The 23972-nt window shown below is 71.4% G+C and carries 22 protein-coding genes, 1 tRNA gene and 1 pseudogene; 12 read left to right on the forward strand and 12 right to left on the reverse strand.

The window, feature by feature from the left end; genetic code table 11:
* Positions 1-277: 277 nt before the first annotated feature.
* A complete protein-coding gene (locus Asi03nite_RS33170) occupies positions 278-1840 on the reverse strand; it encodes an FAD-dependent monooxygenase (RefSeq protein ID WP_203684466.1) in 1563 nt (520 codons plus the stop codon).
* Positions 1841-2271: 431 nt separating this feature from the next.
* Here Asi03nite_RS33170 and Asi03nite_RS33175 point away from each other — a divergent pair.
* Positions 2272-2625, forward strand: a pseudogene (locus tag Asi03nite_RS33175) (Imm1 family immunity protein); the annotation flags it as partial.
* Between the two features lie 440 nt (positions 2626-3065).
* Here Asi03nite_RS33175 and Asi03nite_RS33180 read toward each other — a convergent pair.
* Together Asi03nite_RS33180 and Asi03nite_RS33185 are read right to left on the reverse strand one after the other, a co-directional pair.
* Positions 3066-3137, reverse strand: a tRNA-Val gene (locus tag Asi03nite_RS33180).
* A 53-nt stretch (positions 3138-3190) separates the two neighbouring features.
* Positions 3191-3598: a TIGR02611 family protein gene (locus Asi03nite_RS33185; protein WP_203684467.1), complete on the reverse strand. Its 408-nt coding sequence runs from the start codon at positions 3596-3598 to the stop codon at positions 3191-3193.
* Between the two features lie 276 nt (positions 3599-3874).
* Between Asi03nite_RS33185 and Asi03nite_RS33190 the strand changes: the two genes are divergently transcribed.
* The 4 genes from Asi03nite_RS33190 to Asi03nite_RS33205 all read left to right on the forward strand — a co-directional run bounded on the left by Asi03nite_RS33190 (position 3875) and on the right by Asi03nite_RS33205 (position 6262).
* Positions 3875-4306 (forward strand): SsgA family sporulation/cell division regulator, encoded by a 432-nt coding sequence (locus Asi03nite_RS33190; RefSeq protein ID WP_020514863.1) that lies wholly within the window; start codon positions 3875-3877, stop codon positions 4304-4306.
* A 195-nt stretch (positions 4307-4501) separates the two neighbouring features.
* Positions 4502-5383, forward strand: coding sequence for a helix-turn-helix transcriptional regulator (locus Asi03nite_RS33195; protein ID WP_203684468.1), 882 nt, complete (start codon positions 4502-4504; stop codon positions 5381-5383).
* Positions 5384-5449: 66 nt separating this feature from the next.
* Positions 5450-5905, forward strand: a complete 456-nt coding sequence (locus tag Asi03nite_RS33200; protein WP_089296352.1) for an RrF2 family transcriptional regulator — start codon at positions 5450-5452, stop codon at positions 5903-5905.
* Positions 5906-6082: 177 nt separating this feature from the next.
* Positions 6083-6262, forward strand: a complete 180-nt coding sequence (locus Asi03nite_RS33205; RefSeq protein ID WP_203684469.1) for a DUF4236 domain-containing protein — start codon at positions 6083-6085, stop codon at positions 6260-6262.
* Here the strand turns inward: Asi03nite_RS33205 and Asi03nite_RS33210 are convergent.
* Positions 6257-7144: a hypothetical protein gene (locus Asi03nite_RS33210; RefSeq protein ID WP_203684470.1), complete on the reverse strand. Its 888-nt coding sequence runs from the start codon at positions 7142-7144 to the stop codon at positions 6257-6259. The genes Asi03nite_RS33205 and Asi03nite_RS33210 overlap by 6 nt on opposite strands.
* A gap of 78 nt (positions 7145-7222) precedes the next feature.
* Here Asi03nite_RS33210 and Asi03nite_RS33215 point away from each other — a divergent pair, with 78 nt between their 5' ends.
* Positions 7223-8716, forward strand: coding sequence for a fibronectin type III domain-containing protein (locus Asi03nite_RS33215; protein ID WP_203684471.1), 1494 nt, complete (start codon positions 7223-7225; stop codon positions 8714-8716).
* Positions 8717-8928: 212 nt separating this feature from the next.
* Complete coding sequence (locus Asi03nite_RS33220) at positions 8929-10500, forward strand: GGDEF domain-containing protein (protein WP_203684472.1); 1572 nt, start codon at positions 8929-8931, stop codon at positions 10498-10500.
* 71 nt (positions 10501-10571) lie between these two features.
* Here the strand turns inward: Asi03nite_RS33220 and Asi03nite_RS33225 are convergent, their stop codons facing one another.
* From Asi03nite_RS33225 to Asi03nite_RS33240, 4 genes are read right to left on the reverse strand one after another with little or no spacing between them, the layout of a single operon-like run.
* A complete protein-coding gene (locus Asi03nite_RS33225) occupies positions 10572-11336 on the reverse strand; it encodes an endonuclease/exonuclease/phosphatase family protein (protein WP_307834049.1) in 765 nt (254 codons plus the stop codon).
* Between the two features lie 52 nt (positions 11337-11388).
* Complete coding sequence (locus Asi03nite_RS33230; protein WP_239103100.1) at positions 11389-12846, reverse strand: phosphatase PAP2 family protein; 1458 nt, start codon at positions 12844-12846, stop codon at positions 11389-11391.
* Between the two features lie 35 nt (positions 12847-12881).
* A complete protein-coding gene (locus tag Asi03nite_RS33235) occupies positions 12882-13886 on the reverse strand; it encodes a YihY/virulence factor BrkB family protein (protein WP_203684475.1) in 1005 nt (334 codons plus the stop codon).
* The gene (locus Asi03nite_RS33240; RefSeq protein ID WP_239103101.1) at positions 13883-14839 is read right to left on the reverse strand and encodes a diacylglycerol/lipid kinase family protein; all 957 of its coding nucleotides are present in this window, start codon (positions 14837-14839) and stop codon (positions 13883-13885) included. The genes Asi03nite_RS33235 and Asi03nite_RS33240 overlap by 4 nt, the downstream gene beginning before the upstream one ends.
* A 76-nt stretch (positions 14840-14915) precedes the next feature.
* Between Asi03nite_RS33240 and Asi03nite_RS33245 the strand changes: the two genes are divergently transcribed.
* From Asi03nite_RS33245 to Asi03nite_RS33255, 3 genes are read left to right on the forward strand one after another with little or no spacing between them, the layout of a single operon-like run.
* Complete coding sequence (locus Asi03nite_RS33245) at positions 14916-15416, forward strand: DUF1990 domain-containing protein (protein WP_203684477.1); 501 nt, start codon at positions 14916-14918, stop codon at positions 15414-15416.
* Positions 15413-16189, forward strand: a complete 777-nt coding sequence (locus Asi03nite_RS33250; protein ID WP_203684478.1) for an MBL fold metallo-hydrolase — start codon at positions 15413-15415, stop codon at positions 16187-16189. The genes Asi03nite_RS33245 and Asi03nite_RS33250 overlap by 4 nt, the downstream gene beginning before the upstream one ends.
* Positions 16186-16791: a DedA family protein gene (locus tag Asi03nite_RS33255; protein ID WP_203684479.1), complete on the forward strand. Its 606-nt coding sequence runs from the start codon at positions 16186-16188 to the stop codon at positions 16789-16791. Before Asi03nite_RS33250 ends, Asi03nite_RS33255 begins: the two co-directional genes overlap by 4 nt.
* Here the strand turns inward: Asi03nite_RS33255 and Asi03nite_RS33260 are convergent.
* Positions 16739-17644 (reverse strand): serine hydrolase, encoded by a 906-nt coding sequence (locus Asi03nite_RS33260; RefSeq protein WP_307834050.1) that lies wholly within the window; start codon positions 17642-17644, stop codon positions 16739-16741. The two genes, Asi03nite_RS33255 and Asi03nite_RS33260, sit on opposite strands and share 53 nt — an antisense overlap.
* Positions 17645-17915: 271 nt before the next feature.
* On the opposite strand from Asi03nite_RS33260, the gene Asi03nite_RS33265 reads away from it, so the two are divergent.
* Positions 17916-18893 (forward strand): hypothetical protein, encoded by a 978-nt coding sequence (locus tag Asi03nite_RS33265; RefSeq protein ID WP_203684480.1) that lies wholly within the window; start codon positions 17916-17918, stop codon positions 18891-18893.
* A 372-nt stretch (positions 18894-19265) separates the two neighbouring features.
* Here the strand turns inward: Asi03nite_RS33265 and Asi03nite_RS33270 are convergent, their stop codons facing one another.
* Both Asi03nite_RS33270 and Asi03nite_RS33275 read right to left on the reverse strand, forming a co-directional pair.
* The gene (locus Asi03nite_RS33270) at positions 19266-20306 is read right to left on the reverse strand and encodes a S1 family peptidase (RefSeq protein WP_203684481.1); all 1041 of its coding nucleotides are present in this window, start codon (positions 20304-20306) and stop codon (positions 19266-19268) included.
* Positions 20307-20608: 302 nt separating this feature from the next.
* The gene (locus tag Asi03nite_RS33275) at positions 20609-21184 is read right to left on the reverse strand and encodes a winged helix-turn-helix domain-containing protein (RefSeq protein ID WP_203684482.1); all 576 of its coding nucleotides are present in this window, start codon (positions 21182-21184) and stop codon (positions 20609-20611) included.
* Between the two features lie 343 nt (positions 21185-21527).
* Here Asi03nite_RS33275 and Asi03nite_RS33280 point away from each other — a divergent pair, with 343 nt between their 5' ends.
* Positions 21528-22010, forward strand: coding sequence for an NADPH-dependent FMN reductase (locus Asi03nite_RS33280; RefSeq protein ID WP_203684483.1), 483 nt, complete (start codon positions 21528-21530; stop codon positions 22008-22010).
* A gap of 63 nt (positions 22011-22073) precedes the next feature.
* Here the strand turns inward: Asi03nite_RS33280 and Asi03nite_RS33285 are convergent, their stop codons facing one another.
* On the reverse strand, positions 22074-23744 hold the full coding sequence (locus Asi03nite_RS33285; RefSeq protein ID WP_203684484.1) for a S8 family peptidase: 1671 nt from the start codon (positions 23742-23744) through the stop codon (positions 22074-22076).
* Positions 23745-23972 lie beyond the last annotated feature (228 nt).

Below are 23972 nucleotides of genomic sequence, written 5' to 3' on the forward strand. Positions count from 1 at the left end.
AGTGCCGACCAGCGCGATGGAATGCGCGTCGGTGGCATCGGTCTTGCGGCCTTGTCCAGTCGCGAATACCCGAGCCCTAGCGAGCCGGGCAAAACTCTCTTGAGCCTCTCCCTGCCCTGTGACGACGCCCGGGACTGCGCAAGCCAAAAGAGAGCCACACCGAGGTGAGCAGCCGAAAAGAGAGCGACAGCCCGGACGTCTAGACCGAAGGCTGGCCGGGCCGCAGTCCTAGAGCACTGAAACAAGTAGCCGATGAGAGTGCGCAGGCCTCGGCGGATCAGATTCCGGCTGGGGCAATTGGGGCGAGGGCGAGCTCGTCACGGTGAAAGAGTTGGCGGAGATATTCTTCGAGCCGCTCAGTGAGTGTGTCGTCTGCGGCGAGTCCGATGTGACCGTCGGGGCGAATGACGAACAGTGCCCGAGCACCGTCCTGAAGGCCGTAGCTGGCGCGCAGTGCGGTGGCGCTGCTGGGGAACTCCCCATCGACATCGATAATCCTAATTGCCATCACACGCATGCCTGCCGCGATGGAGTCGCGGTATCTCGCATCGGTGCCTCCGAAGGCAAGGACGGTGAGGTCCGTGTCGCGGGTGATGTCGTACAAGCGCAGCGACGAGCCCTCCACGGTCGTCAGCGACCCGTCCGGCGCCCTGTCGCCCGCGCGGACACCATCGCGGATATCTCGCACGTCCACGCTGAGCGGGCTGGCCCGGTAGTGGTCGCGGAGTTGGAAGATGTCCGGCGTCTCGCCGTTCTCGTCGGCGACGCCTAGGCCGTTCATGAGCCGCGCCGCGATGAGGCGACGTTCCAGTTCGTAGCTGTCCAGAAGGTGATCTGGCGCTCCCCGCAGCACTGCCGCGAGTTTCCACACCAAATTGTGGGAGTCGCCGATGGCGGTGTTCATTCCTTGGCCACCGGCAGCAGGCACGGTGTGCGCGGCGTCGCCGACCAGGAACACCCGACCCTGCCGAAACCGATCGGCCAGGCGCTCGTTCGCCCGATGCGCAGTGATCCACAGGACCTCGTCGAAGGTGACGCTCGCCGGTTCGCAGCGCTCATCGAACAGTCGTTGAATTGTCGCCAGCGTCAATTCCGGGATCTCGTCGCCAGGCAGTAGCGGGGCGACGAACTGAAACACATCGGTGCCCGGCAGCGGGCAGATCGACACCCGCGCCGCCGGATTGTCGGTGCTGGCCCAGTTGTGCCAGTACATGCGATCGAGATCGGACGTGCGCACATCGGCGGTGAGGTAGCGCTCGTCGTCTCGGGTTATCCCATCGAATGCCACGCCTAGGAGCGTTCTCGTCACGCTGGCCGCACCATCCGCCGCGACCACGTAGGAGGCCCTGATCTGGACGGGCTGCCCCGCCTGCTGGACCGTCGCGGTGACTCCCGCACCGTCGTCGTCAAGTCCGGTAAGCGCCGACCCGTATTCAACCCGAACGCCGCGTTGGGCCAACGCCTCCGTGAGGATTTCCTGTGTGCGCCACTGAGGGATCATCCAGGTCTCCGGGTAGGGCACGGCGGGAATCGGCGCTGGCTGCTCGATGCCGAGCAACTCGTAGATCGATTTTTCCCATGCCACCTGACCCGCGCGGTAACTGCGCCACCGCGGGAAGGGACCGCCGGCCTCCAGGACCGCATCGACGACGCCGAGAGATTCGAGAATCTCCAAGGTGCGGGGCTGTATCCCCTTGGCGCGCGAACCACCGGCCGGTGCTGACGACCGATCGATTATCCGGACGTCGATATCGCGACGAGTGAACTCGAGCGCGGTGACCAAACCCGCAGGGCCCGCACCGACAATCAATACCGGATCACGCACCACCACAGCCTGCACAACCCGTCCACCCGGGGCAAACTATTTCGTCGGCATCCAGGCAGCACGAGCCAAGGTGCTTCGCTGGTCCGCTGTGAGCGTCTGAGCTGCGGTGGTGCCACGTCCGCGTGGACAAGATCAGGTTAGTCATCCGGATCTACTCGGCGCCGTCGGCGGTCAGCGGCTACGACGCGGACGCGTCGAGTTGCAGTGCTAGGCGCAGTTGATGCGCGCCAAGTCATCGCCTTGTTGTGGTTCCACCGCGGCTCGAAGCGCACGCACGCGGTCTGGTCCGTCTGACCCTCGGCCCCGCGTCGGCGGATTTCGTATCCGCGAGTTTCGGGCTCTGGCGCGAACTGTGTGAGCGATCTCGAATGGAGGCGAGCATCGCGTTGACCCGAGGAGGCAGGTTGCGTGCCAAGATCAAGTAGCGAGGCGACGATGATGGTCATCTCGTCACCTGCGAAGATGAGTTCCGGCACGCATTCGCGGAGGCAGAACAGGACGCCGCCCACCTACCATTGATCGCCGAGGTGACTCTCGACGACGGCGGCTGTCTGGCCATCGGGTTGGGCCGCGAGATCTCAGTGTTGAGTTACGTGGGCGCATCCAAGATGCCGCCGTACTTCAGCAGCCAAGGGGCAGCGCGGGCGCGAGATGGTGAAGGCGTGGTGTTCCATTACTACGGGCACTTGTCGGAGTTCCCGCCATCGGCTGCGGTGCCGATAGTGGAGGCCATCGACGTGCTCCGCTACTTCTGCGAGCATGGCAAACTGTCCCCGCTGATGAACTGGGTCGAGGTGTAAGCCACCTTGTCTCAGTTGGCGGCGTCCGCTAGAACGTGCATCGAAGTCGGTTCAGCAGCGATGAGGGTCACGCGCGTCGTTGATCGATAGACAGCGAGGTCACCGGTAGTTGGTTTAGCGACCAAGCAAAACCGGAGACCGCCGGAGACCTCGTGGACACCTTGGCGGTGACGCGGCGGCGTCCGCGGCATCTACAGCCACGTCAGCCCGACCGTCGAACAACGACTCGTCGACGGCCTGCAGAAACGCTGGCAGGACACCGGCAAACGGTGACCACCTCGGCGACATGGTGGCGCTCACGCGGGGAGCGGACAATTCGTGTTTTGGGAGAGGTCACCAGCTGACCGGGATCACTGCTCCCCGTTAGCTCCCAAAATCATGACAAAACACCCGTCACAGATTATCTCCGTGACGGGTGTTTTTGCAGCTAGAAGACTATGTGGGCGATACTGGGATCGAACCAGTGACCTCTCCGGTGTGAACGGAGCGCTCTCCCGCTGAGCTAATCGCCCTCAACGAGATGGAACTCTACCGGACCCCGCCCGCCGATCAAAAATCGGGGTCGTCACCGGTGGGCGAGGAAGTCCTGCGCCTCCTGGATCAGGTCGATGCCGAGGCTGAGCCGGACCGCGAAGTACACCACCCCGGCCACGAACACCATGCCGACGACGCCGATCACGCCGCGCATCGCCAGGCTCTGCCGGCCGATCCAGTGCGTCCACGCCTTGACATGCCGTTTGGTGAATTCGAGCAGGTTCTTCGCCCAGGCGAACTCCAGGGCCAGGATGGCCAGGCCGAGGATGACGATGGCCCAGCCGGGGCCGGGGAACGGGATCAGCACGATCCCGACCGCCACGACCAGCGTGCCCAGCACGCCGACGCCGATCTTCAGAGCGAGGCGTCCGGTGGGATTGGAACGGATACGGTCGAGCAGACGCACGTCGGAAACCTTGTCGTCCGGTTTTACACCCATTTCATCCCTCAGTGTCCTGCGGCCCCGTCACTACCCGGGACGAATGGACGTTACCGGAGTAAGTCAACTGCTGGACCACCCGACGCCGGGCGGAGCCGAGTACATGGGCAGAACAGGACAAGATATCTAATTTCGTCCTGGGCGGAGGGGTTTTCGGAACCGTCTTCCCACTACTGGGTGAGATCAGCGTATGGCGGAGCGTAACGACAGGGATCACCTGAGTATGGGAAACGCGGGGTTCACCAGCCTCGCAGCGGTGCCGGGGGGAGTTCGTCCATGAGTACCATTCGTCCAACGACCGTCGAGGTCGAAACCTCGCTGCGGCTCGTAGCGCCAGACGCGACGGCACTGCCGGTGCGCGCCAGTCTGCGCTACGACCCGGCGGACCCGTACGCGGTCCATGTGTTGTTCCACGCGGAATCAGCCGGTGGGGAAGCCGTGAGCTGGTCCTTCGCGCGGGAACTACTGGTCACGGGTCTCGATGAGCCAGCGGGTATCGGCGACGTCCGGGTGTGGCCGTGGGCCACGCCGCGAGGGGACTTCGTCGCCCTGGCGCTGTCGTCGCCCGACGGCAACGCACTGTTCGAGGTGCCGCGCAGCGTCCTTGTCCGGTTCCTGCGGCGCACCTACGTGGTGGTGCCGCGGGGGCGGGAATCGGAACACCTGGACGTAGACGCGGCGGTCAATCGTCTGCTCGCCGGTCGGTGACAGACGCTTTTCCACCACGACCCGCGTGGACACTGCCGGTCCGCGCGGGTCGTCCTATATCCGGGAAAAGTCTGGATCTCCGAAAAGGAATCGGAATCGGACGTATAGCGAATACCGAGGCACGAAACAGACAAATAGCCCGGTCGGTGCAGTAAGGGATGCGTTGACGTCCATCGACGGTTACCGTCAGGCACGATGCCGACACTCATTCACCGCGCTGAGCGCGCGCCAGCCAGCACACCGCCCGAGTGGGCGGGGGTCGGTGCATGCGCCCTGCCGGTGGCGGCGGGATCCGCCACCGGGTTGCTCGAGTGCCACGCGCTCGTGCTGACCTCCACGGGGCCTCTGCATGCCGACGTAGATTTCACCTCCCACCTGGCCGGACCGGGGACGCTCCTCTGGCTGCGGCCGGGCCAGGCCGTCCGCTTCGACCCCGGCGACCCACCGGCGGACACCGCCGCTGTGGTCTTCCGGCCGGGCCTGTTCGGCCCGGAGGAACTTCCCGGTCTCTTCCCGGACGATCCGGATGGGCCGGCCCGGACACCACTGGCCCTCGATGACCCGGCGGCCTTCCGCGCCGCGATGGACCACCTGGCGGCCGACGCCACCGGCCCGCCCGGCCGGGTCGCCGCCGCACTGCTGCGCCACCAGCTCGCCGCGCTGCTGCTGCGGATCCGGCTGCTGGACGGCACCGGCCACGACCCGGGCAACGTGGAGAGCCGGACCTTCGAGCGCTTCCGGCGCCGCCTGGAGGAGGGCTATCCGGCCAGCCGCCGGGTCGAGGACTACGCGGCCGAGCTGGGCTGCTCGGTGCGCACCCTGACCCGGGCCAGCCTGGCGGTAGCCGGGCGGACCGCCAAACAGGTGGTCGACGACCGGGTGGCCCTGCAGGCCCGCCGGCTGCTGGCCGCGACCGGCCTGTCGGTGGCGGAGGTGGGCCGCACCCTGGGCTTCGCGGAGCCGACGAACTTCGGGCGGTTCTTCCACCGGGAGACCGGACTGAGCCCTGGGCACTTCCGTGCCGGGTTCGCCGACCGCCCCGGGGGCGTTCCCGGACCGCGACCGCCCGCTGACTGACGGTTAATTCCCACATCGCCGTGGGGTATGTGCAGCCGGCATGCGAGGACGAGGCAGAATAGCCAGGTGCAGATCTCCGCGCGCGGCGACTACGCGGTCCGGGCGGCCCTGAGTTTGGCGCAGGCCTACCCGTCGCTGATGTCCGCCCAAGCCATCGCCCAAGACCAGGAAATGCCTCGCAAGTTCCTCGAAGCGGTGCTCGCCGATCTGCGCCGCGCGGGAGTGGTGCGGGCCCAGCGCGGCGCCGAGGGTGGGTACACACTGTCCCACCCACCACGGGACGTCACGATCGGCCAGATCCTGCGGGCCGTCGACGGCCCGCTGGCCGGTGTGCGCGGCCTGCGCCCCGAGGAGACGCAGTATTCCGGAGCCGCGGAGAACCTGCCGAACCTCTGGGTCGCGGTGCGGGCCGCGGTCCGCGAGGTGGTCGACGAGGTCAGCCTGGCCGAGCTGATCAGCGGCCGGATGCCGGCCCACGTCCGGAAGCTCACGACGCGGCCGGACGCCTGGCAGCCACGCTAGCGCGGTGTCCACCGGCCTCGACCGGCCCGGTGACGCTGTCGGCGCCGATCCGGCAGAGGCCGGTGGACACCGCGGCAGGCGCCGGGCGGCCCACCCACGGCCGCTGACGTTTGTCGAAAGGTCCGATCGGGAACCGTGCTGTCATCGCACAGTTGTTCCCCCGAAGGAGACGTTCCGATGGGCCTCGTTTTCCGCAGCCGCAAGAAGTTCGGCCCGCTGATCCTGAACTTCACCGAGAACGGTTTCTCGTCGTGGAGCCTCAAGGTCGGTCGCTGGTCCTGGAACTCCCGGACCCGGGCGCACCGCGTCGACCTGCCCGGCCCGCTGTCCTGGAAGCAGGACAAGTCCCGCTCATGACGCGGTGATCAGCACGTCGCCACCCAGGCGGCCGTGCTCGGGACTCCGGCCCACCACGCCGGCCTCGAGCATCAGATGCAGCACCCGGTTCGCGTCAGCGGCCCGGTAGACCGTCTCGGTCAGCGTGAACACGCGCAGGTCGCTGACTGTCGCCGCACCCACCTCGGCCAGGTACGCCAGGATCTCCCGGCGCAGCGGGCCGGGGTGCGGCTGCAGCGAGATGTCGATCAGATGCCGTTCCGGGTCCCCGGGGTCGCGCAGCCGCACCCCGGCGAACTCGTCGACAGCCCAGAGCGCCTCCTTGAAGTGCTCCAGGCTCTTGCCGGAACCGGTCAGGAAGACCACCACCTGCCCCGGCTCCGCGCCGGTGGCCAGCTCCGCCGCGGTGAGCAGCGGGAATCCGGCCTCCCGGTAGGGCCGCACCGGACTGCCCGCCGGCAACACCAGGAGCGCCTCGGCCGGACGGCCCGCGGTCAGGGCCCGCACGGTGGGCACGGCAGGCGGTTCGCTCGCGCTCCCGGCATCGAAGAACCCGAGCAGCGGTACGGCCTTGGCCCCGGCCGCCCGCAGTGCCACCTCGGCGGGTGCCGCGATGCCCAGCACGGACAGTCCCGTCCCGGCGCCGGCCTGCTGCTGGACCTCGCCGAGCCGCGGGGTGATTGTCGTCATGTCGTCACCCACGGCCACCATGGACAGCTCCCGCCCGCGCGCCAGATCGGGCAGATCGGCGAGCACCCGTACCGCCGCCTCGGCCGTCGCGCCGCCGTCCACGTCCGCATATCCATGCAGGTAGATGGCCCTGCGAGCGCGGTGCAGCGCGGCCGGAGCCCACGCCTCGAGATGGCGGATCAACAGTTCGCGTTTGACCGTCGTGACTGACATGCCGGTTGTTCTACCCCGTCCACTTCGCACCGCTCGTCACACCCCAAGACTTGTACCTAGGGTATTCGCACGAGCACTATGAGACATGTGGCTCCTCCGCTCGCCGAACTAACCGCTCAGGCACAGACCCTCTCGTCGGCCGGCGATCTCACGGGCGCCCGGGCCGTTCTGGCAGATGTGCTGCGCAGCGCCGACGCCGATCCGCGCCGCGCCACCGCCGAGCTGGCCGTCGCCGCCGCCCTCTTCGCCCGCGTCCTGATCGCCCTGGGCGACCCGCAGTCGGCCCGGCTCTGGGCCGCCTTCGCGCACGCCGCCGAGGAGCAGTTGCACGGCGCCCGCGACGAGCGCACCATCGCCGCGGCCGCCACCCACGCCGCCGTCCTGCACCGCATCGGGCAGTACGGGCGGGCCGCCCTGGTCTACCACGACCTGGTCGGCGAGCTGGCCCGGATCGACGATCCGGACTCACCGCGGGTGCTGGCCGCCGAGGCCGACCTGGCCACCGCCGAGCACGCCGCCGGCCACTGCGCCGCCGCTCGGGCCCGGTTGACCAGCGCCTGGCGGCGGCACCGGCGCACGTTCGGCGAGGCCTCCCCGGCCGGCATCAAGATGTTGGCCCGGCTGGGCGCGATGGAGCGCGAGTGCGGGCGGGACGCGGCGTCCCGCGACCACCTGGCCACCGCGCTGCGGCTCAGCGAGCAGCACCTGCCGGCCGGCCACCCGCTCACCCGGCAGGCCGCCGCGCTCGTAGCCGGCGAGCGCTCGGGCCGGCACACCTGCGGGCGGATGACCCGGCCGGGGCGCGACGAGGACACCGAGCTGCGGCCGGGCGGCTTCCGGCCGTTTCCGCGCCGGCCCACGGTCCCCGACCCCGGCGGCCGGAAACCGACGACGAAATATCCCCCGGCGCCGGACGACACGCTCGACGACTCCACCCAGCCGCCGCCGGACAACCTGGACACCGACGCCAACGGCACGATCTACCAGCAGCCGTTCTATCTGAGTGACCTGAAACCACCCGGCGACCCGGCCGGCCGGCACGCCCGCGCCGACACCCCGCCGCCGATGCCCGGCCGGCGCGTCCCCGGTTCCGCCCCGATCGGCGCCGCCCGCGCCGTCCCGCCGGGCGGCGACCGCTCGCGCCGCGGTCACCCCGCGCTGCTGGCGGCCGGGCTGGCCGGCGGCGTCGCGGCCGCGGCCGCCGTGGTGATCCTGACGCTGCCGGACGCGGACGGCGCCGCCACCCCGCAGGCGCCCGCACCGGCGCCCACCCGGCCCACGCTGACCACCGCCGGTCCCGGCGCGCCGGGCGCGCCGGAGCACGTGACGCTCCGGGACAACGGCACCAGCGTGTCGCTCACCTGGGTCTATCCGGCCTCGGCGAAGGGCCGGGTGGTGATCTCCGGCGGGCGCGCCGGGCAGCCACCGGGCGAGTTCCAGCGGTTGTCGGCGGGCGCCGTCGGCTTCGAGGTCTACAGCCTGAACGAGCGGGTGGACTACTGCTTCACGGTGTCCGTGCAGTCCTCCGGCGACAAGCTCGTCCCCTCGGCGCCGGTCTGCACCGCCCGGTGAGCGTCGCGGACGTCAGCCCCGCCGGAGCCGGCGCGGCCAGGACCGGCAGCGCCGAAGCCTGCGCCGTCGGGACCGGCGCCGCCGGAGCCGGCGCGGTCGGGACCGACACCGCCGGGATCGGCTCCGCAACCAGATCGCACCCGTCCAGGACCCGGCCCGCCACCGTCGGCCCGGACTCTGATGCGTCACGGCGACCACAGGAAGTAGGGACAGTGACGACCGAGACGGCGGACTGTGTCCCCACCGACGGGCTGGGCCGGCTCGGGGCGCTGCAGGCCGCCGTGGCCGAGCTCGAGAGCCGCCCCTACTCGCAGTTCCGGACCGTGCGCAAGCCCGCCGCGGAGATCCGTGAGCAGGCCCGGCAACTCGGCGCCGAGGAGCTCTATCAGCGCGCCGAGCTGCTGCTCGCCTCGGTCGACCTGCGCGAGGGCAACATCGGCGAGGGTGGCCAGCGCGCGCACCGGGTACGCGCCTGGGCCGAGGAGCACAACGCCTGCTATCTGCTGGCCCGCGCGCACCGTCAGCTGTCGCTGTTCTCCCGGTACGTGGGCGACACCGCGGACGGGCTCAAGCACGCCGTACAGTCCGTCGCCCACCTGCGCGACGACTGGCCGGTGGTGCTCCGGTCCCAGCTGCTGATGTCGCTGTCGGTGGCGCTGGACGAGTCGGGCTCGCGGGCCGACGCCGACCGGCGCGCCCGGGAGGCGCTGACGCTCGCCATGGCCGCCGGCGACTACGAGATGACCATCCTGACGCTGAACAACATGGTCTACAGCGCGTACGAGAACGACGACGAGCCGGCCGCCCGGCAACTGGTCGCCGAGATGCACGAGATCCAGACCCGGACGGGTTACCGGTTCAATGCCAACGAGCTGGACACGATGGCCCGGGTCGAGCTGATGGGGGGCCACTACGACGAGGTGGAGGCGTTGCTCACCCCGGTGCTGGCCGACCTGGTGGCGGCGAACGAGGGCGACGCGATCGCCGAGTGCCATCTGACCCTGGCGCTGGCCCGCCGGCTGTCCGGGCGCTACCCCGAGGCGCAGGCCGCGCTCGACGCCAACCTGCGGATCTGCGAGGAGCGCGGGCTGGCCGCGGTCCGGGCCCGGATCCGCGAGGAACAGGCCGCGCTGTACGCGGCGACCGGGCGGTACGCCGAGGCGTACGAGGAGCACAAAGCGTTCCACGCGGAGTCCACCGCGCTTCTCTCGGCCCAGCGGGACGCCCGGGCCCGGGCGATGCAGGCCGTCTTCGACGCCAACGAGGCCCGCCGGGCCAGCGAGCACTTCCGGGAGATGGCCCACCGGGACCCGCTGACCGGCCTCTACAACCGGCGGTACGTGAACGAGCGGGTCCCCGCCCTGCTGCTGGAGGCGGCGGCCGGCCAGGGCCCGCTCTCGATCGCGATCCTGGACCTGGACCACTTCAAGCGGATCAACGACACGCTGTCGCACGCCACCGGGGACACCGTGCTCCAGCAGGTGGCCGAGCTGCTGCAGGAGGCAGCGCCCGGGTCGGCGCTGGCCGCCCGGATGGGCGGGGAGGAGTTCCTCCTGGTCTTCCCGGGCGTCGGCACGCAGGAGGCGGCGATGCGCTGCGAGCGGTTGCGGCTGCGGATCCGGGCGTACGCCTGGTGGCCGATCACCGGGAGCCTGCCGGTGACCACCAGCATCGGCATCACCACGTCACCCGACGGGCGGGACACCCTGTCCACCCTGCTCGCCCAGGCGGACGCCAACCTGTACGCGGCCAAGCACAGCGGCCGCGACCGCGTCGTCGCCTGAGGCCCTGTCCGCCGATCAGGCGAGCGCGAGGCGAGGTCCGGGCGGTGGCTGACGCCGGCCGCGGAACGCCGTCAGATCTCCAGGTCGACCGTGACCGGGTAGTGATCGGAGGCGTGCTCGGCGGCCCCGCCGCGGACCACCCGCATGTCGTGGGCGCCCTCCGCCACGGCCGGGCTGGCCAGCACATAGTCCAGCCGCATCCCGCCGAACTCGCGCCCACCGCCCTGAGTGGTCGGCACGGTCCGCCCGTCGCCGCCGCCGGCCCGGCCCCACAGGTCGACGAGCCCGAACGCGGCCACCGCCCGGGTGTCCACTCTGCCCCGGTGCAGGTGCCGTTTGCGGAACATCGGGTGCTGGCTGGCCAGCGCCTCGGTGTGATCGCCGGCCGGGTCCAGCCCGTTCAGGTCGCCGGCCACCACGACCCGGTCGCCTCCGCCGAACCGGGCCGCCAGCAAGCGCGCCTCCCGCAACCGCCGGGGCGGTGAGAACGGGTTCAGGTGTGCGCTGATCACTGTCAGCGGGCCGGACCCGGTGGCCACCACCGCGATCGCCGCCGCGTGGTGCAGCCGCCAGGTGACGCTGGCCCGGTGGGTGATCCGCAGCGGGTCCCGGACCAGCACCGCGACCGGCATCCCGAACCCGGACCGGGCCAGGTGCGCGGTCATCCCGACGGCGCCGGCCAGCTCGGTCATCCGCCGCCCGTCGTTGCGGGTGAAGTCGCGCAGCTCCTGCAGGGTGAGGATGTCCGGCTTCTGGGCGGTGATCACCTCGGCGATGGCGGGCAGCCGGAAGCGCCGCCCGCGGTCCACGCCGCCGGTCTTGATGTTCCAGGTCATGAACCGCATCAGGCGATCACCAGCTGCCGGGCGCTCCGGGTCGGGAGGCACCTCACGCGACCACCAGTTGCCTGTTCTCCGCCGCCGCCTCCGACGCGGTGACCGCATGCGCGTTCGGCCGCACCACGAACCAGAGCGTGACCAGCCACGCCGCCGACAGCAGGCAGGCGCCGAGCACGTCGGTCGGGTGGTGCATGCCCCGGTACATCCGGGACAGCGCGACACCGAGCGGCATCACCACGGCGAGCACCGGGAACACCCACCGCCACGGCGTGCGGACCCGGGCCGTCGCGATGATCGCGATGGCGCTCCACAGGCAGATGGTGGCGGCGATGTGCCCGGACGGGAACGACGACGTCGGCATCTGCCCGTCCAGCTGCTCCACCGCCGGGCGTGGCCGGCCCACCGCCGCGGCGCTGGTCAGGAACAGGGTGAGCTCGCCGAACATGGCCAGCGCCAGGAACAGCACCGGCCGCCACTGCCGCCACAGGGCCAGCGCCAGCGGGCAGAAGATCAGCGAGACGGTGAGGATCGCGTGCGTGTCGCCGGCCTTGCTCCACAGCCAGCTCAGCTTGTCCAGATCCTGGGTGCGGAACGTCTGCAGCCAGCGCGGCACGCCGTCGTCCCAGCCCGGGTTCCACCTCGTGAACGTGTAGCCGACCAGGTACAGCAGGCAGAACGTCAGCACCCAGCCGACCAGGATCTCAGCGCCCTTGGCCCACGGGTGCGGCAACACGGCCTCCTCGGCCGGAGCCGGCCGCAGGTCCTGGCCGGCCTCCGGCTCCAGGCCGCCGGCCAGCACCGGATCGCTGGGGTGGCCGGTCTCCCGGCGCCACACCCGGAAGGCGTACGCCGTCGTGCTGATCCAGGCGATCCCCAGCAGCCACCCGGCCAGCACGTCGGAGAGGTAGTGCACGCCGAGCGCGATCCGGCTGACACCGACAAGCGCCACGATCAGGCCGAGCAGGCCGAGGAACCACGGCTTCCACCGGTCCCGGACGGCCGGCAGCAGCACCAGCGCCAGCATGCCGTAGACGACCATCGAGCCGAGGGCGTGCCCGCTCGGGAAGCTGTTGCCCGGCGCGTGCGCGACCGGCGAGTCGACCACCGGGCGCACCCGCCCGACCAGCGTCTTCAGCGACGGGTCCAGGATCAGCCCGCCGATCCCGGTGACCACCAGGTAGAGCGCCAGGCGCTGGCGCCGGCGGATCAGCAGCGCCGCGAGCACTATCGCGACCAGCGAGATCAGGAAGACCCGGCCGCCGAAGGAGGAGATCTGTTGCAGCGCCTCGACCGCCGCGGAGGAGCCGGCGACCTGCCGGTTCAGCCCTTCCGCGACCGCGTGGTCCAGGTCCTGCAACGGTGTCCAGTGGAACCACACCAGCAGCAGGAGCGACGCGAACCCGAGTCCGACCGCGATCACCGCGATCAGGCCCAGGACGCTGCGTTCGGCGAAGTGCCGGACCGGCGCCCAGCCGGCCCGCTCCACGAGGCGGTTGTCAGTCGACACGGCACGCTCCCAAGTCGGCGGGGGTGCCGCGTTCCTTACCCCGTGGAGTCTTCCGGTACACCGGCGGCGCGCTGGGCGGGGACCTGGGTGGACGGTTCCCATTGGTCGGGCTGGGCCGGCCGGGCCCCGACCCGGCGCGCCTCCAGCTGCGCCGCGAACGCCAGGCCCAGGAAGAACGCCAGCCCGGTCAGGTTGGCCCAGAGCAGCAGCGCCATCATCGCGGTGAGCGGGCCGTAGGTCGCGCCGAAGCTGCCGCTCACCCGGACGTACCCGGCCAGCAGCAGACTGGTCGTCCACCACAGCACGGTCGCCACCACCGCCCCGAACAGCAGCCAGGACAGCGCCGGCTGCTGGCGGCGCGGCGAGTGCCGGAACAGCGCGCCGACCGCGAAGATGATCAGCAGCAGGCTCAGCGGCCAGCGCACCACGTCCCAGCCGACCCGCAGCCAGCCGGCCAGTTGGAAGCGGCTCTCCGCCGACTCGCCGGCCGCCCGCCCGGCCACCAGGATCAGGAAGCCGAAGAGCGCGGGCAGGCCGGCGGTGAGGGCGAGCACCGTGGCCCGGGTGTACTTGTGCAGCGCCGGGCGGTCCCGCTCGACGCCGTAGATGCGGTTGGCGCCGCGCTCCACCTGCGCCATCGCGGTGGTCAGCGCGACCAGGCCGGTGATCAGACCGAGGGTCAGCGCGACCTCGCCGGCGTCCTCGGTGCGGTCGTCGTCCATCAGCAGCTCGCGGACCACCTGCTCGCTGGCGCCCGGGGTGAGCGCGATGACGGTGTCCGCGACCACCTCGCCGCCGGCTTCCACGCCCAGGTCGGTGGCCAGGCCGGAAAGCGCGATCAGGAACGGGACGATGGCCAGGCACAGCTGCAGGGCGAAGGCGCGCGAGTGGCTGAAGCCGTCGCCGTAGCGGAACCGGATGAACGCGTCCCGGACCAGCGGCCAGCCGCCGTAGTTCCGCAGCGCCAGGTAGGCGTCGTCGGCGGAGAGCTCGTCCCCGGACATCGTCCGGGTCTCCGGGACCGGCTCGGTGCTGCTCACGACTGTTCCGCGTGCTTCGCCCGCTTCGCGGCCGCCCCCGCGTCGTAGGCCAGGTCCGGGTCCGCGTCGGGTTGCGGCACGCAGAGGATCAGGGCCTTGTGGCGTACGGAGATCTTCATCGCCTTCCCCGGAGCGATCAGATCCCCGTCCAACTGCCGGGGCTGGGCGCGATTGCTGTAGATCTCCACCCGGGACGCGGTGAACGTCTCCATCTGCGGCACGCGCTCGCGCCGGCTGGCCACCCCGGCGATCAGCCGGGCCCAGGAGAACAGGCTGCCCGGACTGATGATCGCCACGTTCAGCTTGCCGTCGTCCGGGACCGCCCGTTTCAGCAGCCGTACCCCACCCTGCAGCCGGCCGACGTTGCCGACGATCACGGTCTGCGGGCGGCGGGGCATCGGCGCGCCGCCGTCCAGCCGGATCCGCACCCGCATCGGCCGGTCCAGCAGGTGCTTGGCCGCCCCGAACAGATACGCCGGCCAGCCGATGTGCTTCTTCGCCCGCTCCGAGGTGTCCTGCAGCATCATCGCGTCGAAACCCATCCCGGCCATCACCACGAAGCACTGGTCGCCGATCACGCCGACGTCGATCCGGCGGCGGCCGCCCTCCAGCGCGACCTGCAGCCCGGTCTGCGCGTCGGTGCCCAGCCCGAGGTTCGCCGCGAGCAGGTTGCCGGTGCCGGCTGGGAGCACCGCGAGCGCCACGCCGGTTCCGGTCAGCGCTGTGACCACGGCGGTCACCGTGCCGTCGCCGCCACACGCGAAGACCAGCTCGGCGCCCTCGGCCACGGCCTTCCTGGCCTGGCCACGTCCCGGGTCCTCGGGGGTCGTCTCGTACCACGCCGGCTCCGGCCAGCCGGCCTTGGTGAGAGTCGTGCGGAGGGTCTGCCGGAGCTGATCGAGATCGGGCACCTTGGCGGGGTTCACCACGACGGCGGAGCGGGGTCCTGTCACGGCCACAGTTTGCCCGAGCAACGTCACAGCTGCGACTCAGGAATCATTCCACCTCCGGAAGGGCACACTTTCTCCCGTGACCCGCTTGACGTACCCCCAGATCGGCCTGACCCGCACCGGGCCGTTGCCGGACGGCTACCGCCACCTGCGCCACCGGACCCGTCTCGGGTCCGGCGAAGCGGTCTTCGCCGCGGCCGGCGAGGCGGTCCTGACCTTCCGGATGCACCGCGCGACCGGGGCGCGGATCCGCACCGAGGCGCCGCGGGCCACGCCCGGCGTGCGTCTGAGCATCGGCCTCGGCCCGGTCAGCGCCCCCTGCGAGGTGGTCTGGACCACCCAGGAGAAGGACAGAATCGGCTTCGGGTACGGAACTCTGCCCGGTCACCCGGCCATCGGCGAGGAGGCGTTCGTCGTCGAGCGTGACGAGCGTGACCGGGTCTGGTTCGCGGTCACCGCGTTCAGCCGTCCGGGGGGCACGCTGATGCGGCTGGCCGGCCCGCTCGCGGTGCTCCTGCAGCACGCCTACGCCAGGCGGTGCGGACAGGTGCTCAAGCGGCTGGGTACCGTGAGCCGGTGAGCGCGACGTCTGTCACCTGGTGGGGCCACAGCACCATCTGGCTGACCGACTCGGGTGTCACCCTGCTCACCGACCCGGTGCTCACCGACCGGCTGGCCCACCTGCGGCGGATGGCCGGCCCGGCGCCGCGACTGGCCGGGCCGCCGGACGCGGTCCTGCTCTCCCACCTGCACGCCGACCACTTCCACGTGGCCTCGCTCAAGGCCGTACCAGGGAGTCCGCTTCTGATCGTGCCGCGCGGAGCCGCGGCCTTCGCCACCAGGGCCCTCGGCGCGCCGGCCGCGCAGCGCCTGGTCGAGGTCGCGCCCGGTGACGAGGTCCAGGTCGGCGCGGTCCGGGTGCGCGCCGTCCCGGCGCGGCACGACGGCGGGCGTGGTCCGTGGTCGCGCGAGCGGGCCGCCGCCATCGGGTTCGTGGTCGAGGGCAGTGCGCGGAGTTGGTACGCCGGGGACACCGGCCTGTTCGACGAGATGCACGAGCTCGGGCCGCTCGATCTGGCCCTGATCCCGGTCGGCGGCTGGGGTCCCTCGCTCGGCGCGCACGGTCACCTCGATCCCGCGGACGCGGCCGAGGCGCTGCGCCGGGTGAAGGCGTCCTGGGCGGTGCCGGTGCACTACGGCACGCTGTGGCCGGTCGGGCTGGGCCGGGTGCGGCGGCACATGTTCGCCGAGCCCGGCGCCCGATTCGCCGAGCTGGCCGCGCGCACCTCGCCGGACGCCCGGGTCCGGGTGCTGGCCCACGGCGAGACGCTGACCCTGGGACCGGGCGCGTGATCGCCACCCTGGGTGCTCTGGCGTCGCTGTTCGGCGTGGTGTGCTTCGGGGCGATCATCCCGATCGTGCCGACCGGGGCGGCGGTCAGCGGGGCCGCCGCGCTCGCCTTCCACGAGCACCACCCGGTGAACATGGTCTTCGTGGTGGCCGCCGGCGCCGCCGGCGCCTACCTCGGCGACCTGGTGATGTACGCGATGTGCCGGTTCGGCGGCGAGCAGCTGGCCCGCCGGCTGCGCTGGCTGCGCGACGAGGAGCACCTGGCCGCGGTCAAGGACCGGCTCGCGGAGCGGCAGGTCCCGGTGCTGCTGGTGTCCCGGCTGATCCCGGGCGGCCGCGTGCCGGTGCTGCTCGCGGCCGCCTTCCTGGGACTGTCCTGGCGCACCTTCGTGGTCGCCAACCTGCCGGCCTGCGCGCTGTGGTCGGTGGTCTACGCCGCGATCGGCCTGGCCGGCGGCTCGATCTTTCCGCAGCCCTGGCAGGGCGTGGTCGCCGCGGTCCTGCTGATCCTGGTGGTCAACCAGACGGTGTCCTGGATCGGCAAGCGGCGCGCTAGTACTTCAGATACGTCCGGGTCATCGTCGCCGCCTTCTGCACCACGGTGATGCCGGCCGGCATGGTCTTGTGCCCGTGCGAGAGCACGGCGATGGAGACGTCCACGTCGTCGCCGGTGATCCGGCCGACCGAGTTGATGATCCACAGACCGTTCTCGGTGGAGCGGGACAGCCAGCCGTTCTTCACGGTGGCCTCCTCCCCCGCCTTCGCCGCGGCCGGGACACCCCAGTCCTGATCCTCGGCGACCGTGCTCATCAGCGTGTGCGCGTAGGCGCGCGACTTCGCCGACAGCGGGCTGTCCTCGGCGGCCAGCTGGCTCAGCAACTTCACCTGGTCCTTGACGGTGGTCCTGGTCAGACCCCAGGATCCGGCCACGGTGGTCTGTGCCAGGCCCAGCCGCTTGTCGCAACGCTGGATCCCGGCCGCCTTGCCCAGCTGGTTGAAGAGCGAGGTGGTGGCGTTGTTGTCGCTGTTGCGGATCATCAGCTTGGCCCGTGAGTCCTCCGAGGAGGTGACCGCGCGGCCGGCGTCCTGAGCGTTGAGCAGCAGGCAGGCGAGCACCTGCACCTTGACGACGCTGGCGGTCTCGAATTTCTCGTCGCCGCGGTACGCATACGTCTCGCCGGTCTTGGCGTCGAGCACGGCGACCGAGAACTCCGGGACGGTGGCGGCGTACTTCTTCAGCGCGGCGTCCAGCGCCCTGACCTTCTTGGCGCGCGCGATCCTGGCCAGCTGCTCCGGGCTCGGCCCGGTCGGGGACGGCGAGGCCTGCGCCGAACTGTCGCCGGTGAGGAACGTCGCGGCCGCGCCGTCACTGCCGATCACCCCTTTGACCAGCAAGGCCACACCTCCCAGGACGATCGCAGCGGCCACCATGAAGATCCATTTCGGGGAACGTCGCACCCATGCATGATGCCTTGTCCGAGGCGGATGTGGTGGGGCGGTGCAGCTGTGAATCCTCCCCGACTTCGGCGGCCCGGCCGGACACGGCTCCCTCCGGACGACTTCGTGTTCGCCCGGTGCGGCACGACCCCCTTCCGGCCCTCTTCCGGGCGGCTTCCGGGCGGCACGACCCCCTTCCGGGCGGCTCTCCGTACCGGCCTGCGCGGTACGACTCTTTCCGGATGACTTCCGCCGCCGGGCCGGGAGTGCGTCCGGAGCGCAGAATGGGGACATGGCGTCCTTGCTGTCCCGAGCTGTGCAGGTATCCCGAGCCGCGCTGGCCGCGCCGGCGGCCGCCGCCGACCTCGCCCGCGCCGCGATCGGCCAGGTGATCGAGACCGCGGGCGCGGCGGCCAGCGTGCCGGTGCGCGCGCTGAGCCTGCTCGGCCAGGCGGAGCTGCTGGTCAATCGGGCCGGGCTGGCGATCGGCCAGGCCGAGGAGCTGATCCAGCGGGTGACCACGGTGGCCACCTCGGCGGAGAGCGCGATCACCGACGTCCGCACGGTGACCACCGACGCGGACACCGCCATCGCGCGGGTCCGCACCATCACCACGGCCGCCGAGGCGCTGCTCGGCGAGGTCCGCGCGATCACCACCGCCGCGTCCCTGACGGTCGAGGAGGCGGGCGCCGTCTCGACGGCGGCCGGCGACCTGGTCCGCCGGGCCGCCGCGACCGCCGACGCGGCCGGCACCATCGTGATCGAGGCCGGTTCGCTGACCACCTCGGCCGCCGAGATCGTCGCCGAGGCCGGCGCGGTCAGCGCCGCGGCCCGCGGCGTCGTCACCGACGCCGGCTCGATCAGCTCAGCGGCCCGTGACCTGGTCACCGAGGCGGGCTCGGTCGCGAGCCGCGCGTCGGCGGTGGTCAACCGGGCCGGTCAGGCCGCGGAGGCGGCGACCGGCTTGCTCGACGACTACACCCCGACGCTGCGCAAGGCGGCGCCGCTGGCCGCCCGGTTCGTCGAGGAGCTGACGCCGGAGGAGGTGACCGCAGCGATCCGGATGGTGGACGAGCTGCCGGTCCTGCGCGATCACCTGGTGGACGACGTGATGCCGCTGCTGAACAAGCTCGACCAGGTCGGGCCGGACCTGCACAAGCTCCTGGAGGTCACCGAGGACCTGCATCTGGCGATCGCCGGCCTGCCCGGGCTGAGGCTGCTGCGCCGCCGTGGCGAGGAGCGCACCGAGGACCACCACATCAAGACCTGACCCTCGGCCGGTCCCGGCCGCACCCTTGCGGCCGACCCGGCCGCCCACCCGCTACCGCCCCACCCGCGTTCCGGCCGGCGCCGCCCCTTGCGACCGATCGCCTCGGGTACTCACGGCCCGGCCCGCGCTCCCAGCCCGCCCGTCGGTGCCGGCGCGCCGCCTCCCACCGCTGCTCCCGGCCTGCCTCCTGAGGCCCCGGGCCGGCGCGGGCGGCCCTCGCCCGGCGACCGGCCCGAAACGTGAGTGGCCGGCCCTCCGGTTCGGAGGGCCGGCAGCTCAACCCGGCGGCGCTCGAGGTCGGCGACGCCTTCCGCAACCGGATCAGCGCGAGCCGTTCGGCGCGGGCGGATCAGGCGCGGGTGGTCCGGTGGATCAGAAGACCGACACGCCGTAGACGCTGAGCGGCTCGACCACCGGCTGGAAGTAGGTGGTTCCGCCGGAGGAGCAGTTGCCGCTGCCGCCCGAGGTGAGGCCGAGCGCGGTGGTGCCGGAGTAGAGCGAGCCGCCGCTGTCGCCCGGCTCGGCGCAGACGGTGGTGCGGATCAGGCCGGAGACCGAGCCCTCGGCGTAGTTGACCGTGCTGTTCAGCGCGGTGACGCGGCCGGAGTGGATGCCCGTGGTGGAACCGCGGCGGTACACCGTGGCGCCGACGGCCGGGGTGCCGGCCGAGGTGATGTCCTGCGAGCCGACGCCACCGGTCTTGGTGATCGTCGTGTTCGTGTAGCGGACGATGCCGTAGTCGTTGCCCGGGAAGCTGGTGCCGGCCCGGGTGCCCAGGGTGGTGGAACCGTTGGTCCAGGTCGCGCCGATGTTGGTGCAGTGACCGGCGGTCAGGAAGTAGTTCGTGCCGGCGCTGTCACGCACGTTGAAGCCCAGCGAGCAACGGCCGCCACCGGCGTAGATGGCGTCACCGCCGGAGATCCGAGTGCTGATCTTGCCGGGGATGCTCTCGATCCGGGCGGTGTCGCCGAGCTTGGCGACGGTGGCCTTGACCGCGGCCAGCTTGGCGCCGGTGACGCTCTCGTCGACGCTGACCACGATCTGGTTGCTGATCGGGTCGACGGCGAACGCGGTGCCCGGGGTCTTCAGGTCGACCTTCAGCGCGGCGTCGGCCGCGGCGAGCGTGGCGCCGCTGCGGGCCACGTACCGCGGGGTGGCGCCGGACGCCTTGACCTCGGCCGCGGTGGCCGCGTCCGTCACGTTGACCACCAGCTTGCCGGAGGCGTCCAGGTAGGACCCGGCGTCCCGGGAACCCAGCTGGTCGTCCAGCTTGCTGGCCAGGGCGGACGGGGCGAAGGACGAGTCGCCCACGGCCGGGGCCGCCGAGGCGGGTGACGCGACAGCCATGGTGCCGCCGACAAGAATGCCGACCGCCAGGCCGACGATCGGTCGGCGAAGCTTCGGGTTGAGCACGGTTCCTCCCAGGGGGATTGGGTAGGTGGCATACCGATTCGGCACGCCAGTGCTCGCAAGTATTTAAATGGACCGATAAGACCGCAAGGACTGGTCAACCCACGACAGTGATGATCAAGTGGCCACTGAGCAGCGGAAACTTCCGTACCATAGTGTTGGGCTATGACCTTTTCGGGATGAATGGGCAGGCTGTTGGCCAGTTCCCGAATCCGCTGCCGGCGGCCACTGCGGGTCACCGTCGCGGGCGCGACGAGGCGACTGCCGGCAACTCAGCGGTACGGCACGCCGGGCCGCCCCGCCCGTCAGCGCTCGAACACCGAGATCGGGGCCTCGTCGGCGAGGCGGTAACCCAGCCCGTAGACCGTGGTGATCAGCTCCGGGTCGTCCAGCTTGGTGCGCAGGCGGCTGACGTGCACGTCGACGGTGCGGTTGGTGGTGTGCCGGTGACCCCAGACGTGGGTGAGCAGCTGGGTGCGGCTGAACACCTGACGCGGGTGCTGGGCCAGGAAGAGCAGCAGGTCGTACTCCAGGCGGCTGAGGTCGAGTCGCCGGCCGTCGCGCAGCGCGGTGCGGGCCCGCGGGTCCAGCACGATCTCCCCCTCGGCGCGCGGGCCGGACGGCGTGTCCAGCTCGATGGCGGCGCCGGGACCGGCCGCGTCGACCAGCTCGCGGAGCGCGGCCAGCACCCGGTCGCGGCCGCCGATGCCACCGGCGATGCTGATCGTCACCGTCACCGGAGCCTCCTCCGGCACACCCCGCTCCTTGACACTGTGCTCGCTCACGGCCTGGTCGCCGGCGGACGTCGCCAGCCCGGGGACGGAACGCAGGTCGGGGCGCGAATGGTGGGTACGCGGATGGGCGATGGCGAGCGCGGACATGTGCGTCTCCTTCGACGGCGTCTGCCACCGGGTCCGGCGGCACCAAGCAAGGATATAATTCCTATCTGTTAGATAGGCATACCGCATGGTAGTCACGCACGCCACATCCCACCAGGCCCCGCGCGGCCGGAACTCCCCCGCACGCGGGGCGGCGACGCCCGTCACATCGTGTCCGCGCTGGCCAGCAGCCCACCGCGCCGATGTGCTTACTAGGATTTGGGAACCTCATTGACCAATGCCTGAGGACACCCCAGGGTGAGGCAAGGCGAAGAAATCTCAACAAGTGGACAATCTCATCGCGGGAGAGGAGGCGCGGCGTGCCGGTGCGGGCGCCGCGGATCGGATGACTGGAATCGTTGTGGTGTCCGGCAACCCACGTCCGGGGTCGCGCACCTCGGCCCTGGCCATCGCGGTCGGGGAGGCGTTCGCGGCCCGGCTCGGCGCGCCGGCGCCCACCGTGATCGAGGTCGGTGACCTCGGCGCCGGGCTGCTCACCAAGGGCGACGAGGCCACGGCCGCCGCGGTCGCGGCGCTCATCGGGGCGGATCTGCTGGTGGTGGCGACACCGACGTACAAGGGCAGTTACACAGGCCTGCTCAAGGTGCTGCTGGACCAGCTGCCGAACCAGGGTCTGGCCGGCAGGACGGCGGTGCCGGTGGTGACCGCGGGGATCGCGCCGCAGGCGGCCGCGGCCGAGGCCCTGCTGCGGCAACTGCTGGGCGAGCTGGGCGCCGATGTCGTACGGCCGGGGTTGCCCGTGGTCGAGGCCGACCTTCCGGAGACGGCGGCGATCGCCCAGAAGTACGCCGCGGCTGCCGACCTCTGACACCGGCGTGGTCCCGGCCCACTGTGCCGGGACCCGCCTCGCTCGCCTCGCGACCCGGCGGCTCTACGCCGCCGCGGTGATGTCGATGCTGCGGGTGGCCGTCGCGGTGTTGCCCCACTCGTCGGTGAACCGCACGGTGAAGCTCGCCGTCCCGCCCGCGGTGGCTGCCGGGACGCCGCTGATCAGGCCGGTCGACGGCGCCAGCTCGAGGCCGGCCGGCAGCGCGCCGGAGATCACCGTCCAGGTCCCGGCCCGGCCGTCCGCGGTGGTCAGCTCCGCCGCATAGCCGACGCCTGCCGCACCCGCGGGCAGCGCCCCGAATTCGATCACCGGAGTGTCGGCCACGACCGGGATGATGATCCTGCGGGTGACCGCCTGCGGTACGTAGTCGGTGAACCGCACGGTCACCGGGTAGGTTCCCGGCTTCGCCGGGATCCCGCCGAGCACCCCGGAGCGGCTGAGCGACAGGCCGGGTGGCAGGCTGCCCGAGGCCAGCGTCCAGGTACCGACCCGGGCGGCCTGGAGAGCCAGGCGTGCGGAGTAGCTCGTGCCGACCGTGGCGGTGGCCGTACGGGTCGTGGCGATCACCGGCTTGGCTGGCGGGGCGGTCACGAAGAGCAGCCGGTTCGGCGACCCCCGCCGGTCGGTGACCTTGCCGGTGGTGGCGTCGGCCACCAGCCGGTTGCGGACCTGCGACGGCGTCAGGCTCGGGTTGCCGTCCAGCAGCAGCGCGGCCGCGCCGGCGACGTGCGGGGTCGCCATCGACGTGCCGCTGTAGACCGCCGTGGCGGTGTTGCTGTCCGACACCGAAGACTTGATGCCTACGCCCGGCGCGAAGATGTCCACCGCACTGCCGTAATTGGAGAACGCGGCGCGCCGGTCCCGGCTGTCGGTGGCCGCCACGGTGATCGCCTCGTCCACGTCGGCCGGGCTGCTCCAGACCGCGTTCTCGTTCTCGTTGCCGGCCGCCACCACGTAGCTGACCCCGGACGCGATCGACTGCCGTACCGCGTACTCCAGCGACGGGCTGGGCGCTCCGCCCATGCTCATGTTCGCCACCGCCGGCTTGACCGCGTTCCGGGTCACCCAGTCCACGCCGTCGATCACGTCGGAGAGGTCGCCGGAACCGCCGCAGTCCAGCACCCGCACCGCGACCAGCCGCACCTTCTTGGCCACGCCGTAGTGCGCGCCGCCGATCGTGCCGGCCACATGGGTGCCGTGCCCGTTGCAGTCGTCGGCGTCGCTGTCGCCGTCGGTGAAGTCGTAACCGTACGACGCCCGCCCGCCGAACTCCCGGTGGGTGATCCGGATGCCGGTGTCGATCACGTACGCGTGCACCGACGAGCCGTCGGCGGTCTGCGTGTACGTCCGGGACAGCCTGGCGGTCCGCTGGTCGATCCGGTCCAGCCCCCAGGTGGGGTTCTTCTGCGTCGCGATCCGGATCCTCCGGTCCTGCTCGACGGACCGCACCGCCGGGTCCGCGGCCAGCCGCCGGGCCTGGGCGGCGGTCATCCGCGCGGCGAACCCGGGGATCGTCCGGAACGTGTGCACCAGCGTGCCCGCGCCGAGGCTGCGCACCCCCGGCCCGGTCCCTCGGTCCTTCAACGTCACGATGTACCGGCCGGGCACCGCCTCCGGCGACCCCGCCCCGATCACGACACCGCTCGCGACCGCGGGAGACGGCGCCACCAGGGCGGCCGACGCGACGAACGCACCGAGGATCCACTTACGCATGCCCCGCGTGATCGGTCCCGCTCCGCCCCACTTGAGCCACCGAACCGTCCCGCCACCGACCGCCCCGAACCGCACCCCGCACAAGGTCCCGGCCGGCCCTCAGGGGTGCGTCGAGGGCACCGAGACACCCGTGACCGCCAGGCCAAGACCCGGCGCCGGCCAGCGGGCAGCGGGCAGCGGGCAGACGATGGCGATCTGTTTTTGGGCATGAAGAAAGGCCCATCCCGC

Origin of the sequence: Actinoplanes siamensis, assembly GCF_016862395.1 — a bacterium.
In the GTDB taxonomy this organism is placed as follows: domain Bacteria; phylum Actinomycetota; class Actinomycetes; order Mycobacteriales; family Micromonosporaceae; genus Actinoplanes; species Actinoplanes siamensis.

What these genes read in the sequence shown, in the direction of transcription:
- Asi03nite_RS33210 (WP_203684470.1), bottom strand. Translation starts at nt 7,144, where the DNA reads ATGTCAGTCACGACGGTCAAACGCGAACTGTTGATCCGCCATCTCGAG.
- Asi03nite_RS33215 (WP_203684471.1), top strand. Translation starts at nt 7,223, where the DNA reads ATGAGACATGTGGCTCCTCCGCTCGCCGAACTAACCGCTCAGGCACAG.
- Asi03nite_RS33195 (WP_203684468.1), top strand. Translation starts at nt 4,502, where the DNA reads ATGCCGACACTCATTCACCGCGCTGAGCGCGCGCCAGCCAGCACACCG.
- Asi03nite_RS33190 (WP_020514863.1), top strand. Translation starts at nt 3,875, where the DNA reads ATGAGTACCATTCGTCCAACGACCGTCGAGGTCGAAACCTCGCTGCGG.
- Asi03nite_RS33285 (WP_203684484.1), bottom strand. Translation starts at nt 23,744, where the DNA reads ATGCGTAAGTGGATCCTCGGTGCGTTCGTCGCGTCGGCCGCCCTGGTG.
- Asi03nite_RS33275 (WP_203684482.1), bottom strand. Translation starts at nt 21,184, where the DNA reads ATGTCCGCGCTCGCCATCGCCCATCCGCGTACCCACCATTCGCGCCCC.
- Asi03nite_RS33185 (WP_203684467.1), bottom strand. Translation starts at nt 3,598, where the DNA reads ATGGGTGTAAAACCGGACGACAAGGTTTCCGACGTGCGTCTGCTCGAC.
- Asi03nite_RS33265 (WP_203684480.1), top strand. Translation starts at nt 17,916, where the DNA reads ATGGCGTCCTTGCTGTCCCGAGCTGTGCAGGTATCCCGAGCCGCGCTG.
- Asi03nite_RS33280 (WP_203684483.1), top strand. Translation starts at nt 21,528, where the DNA reads ATGACTGGAATCGTTGTGGTGTCCGGCAACCCACGTCCGGGGTCGCGC.
- Asi03nite_RS33225 (WP_307834049.1), bottom strand. Translation starts at nt 11,336, where the DNA reads ATGACCTGGAACATCAAGACCGGCGGCGTGGACCGCGGGCGGCGCTTC.
- Asi03nite_RS33205 (WP_203684469.1), top strand. Translation starts at nt 6,083, where the DNA reads ATGGGCCTCGTTTTCCGCAGCCGCAAGAAGTTCGGCCCGCTGATCCTG.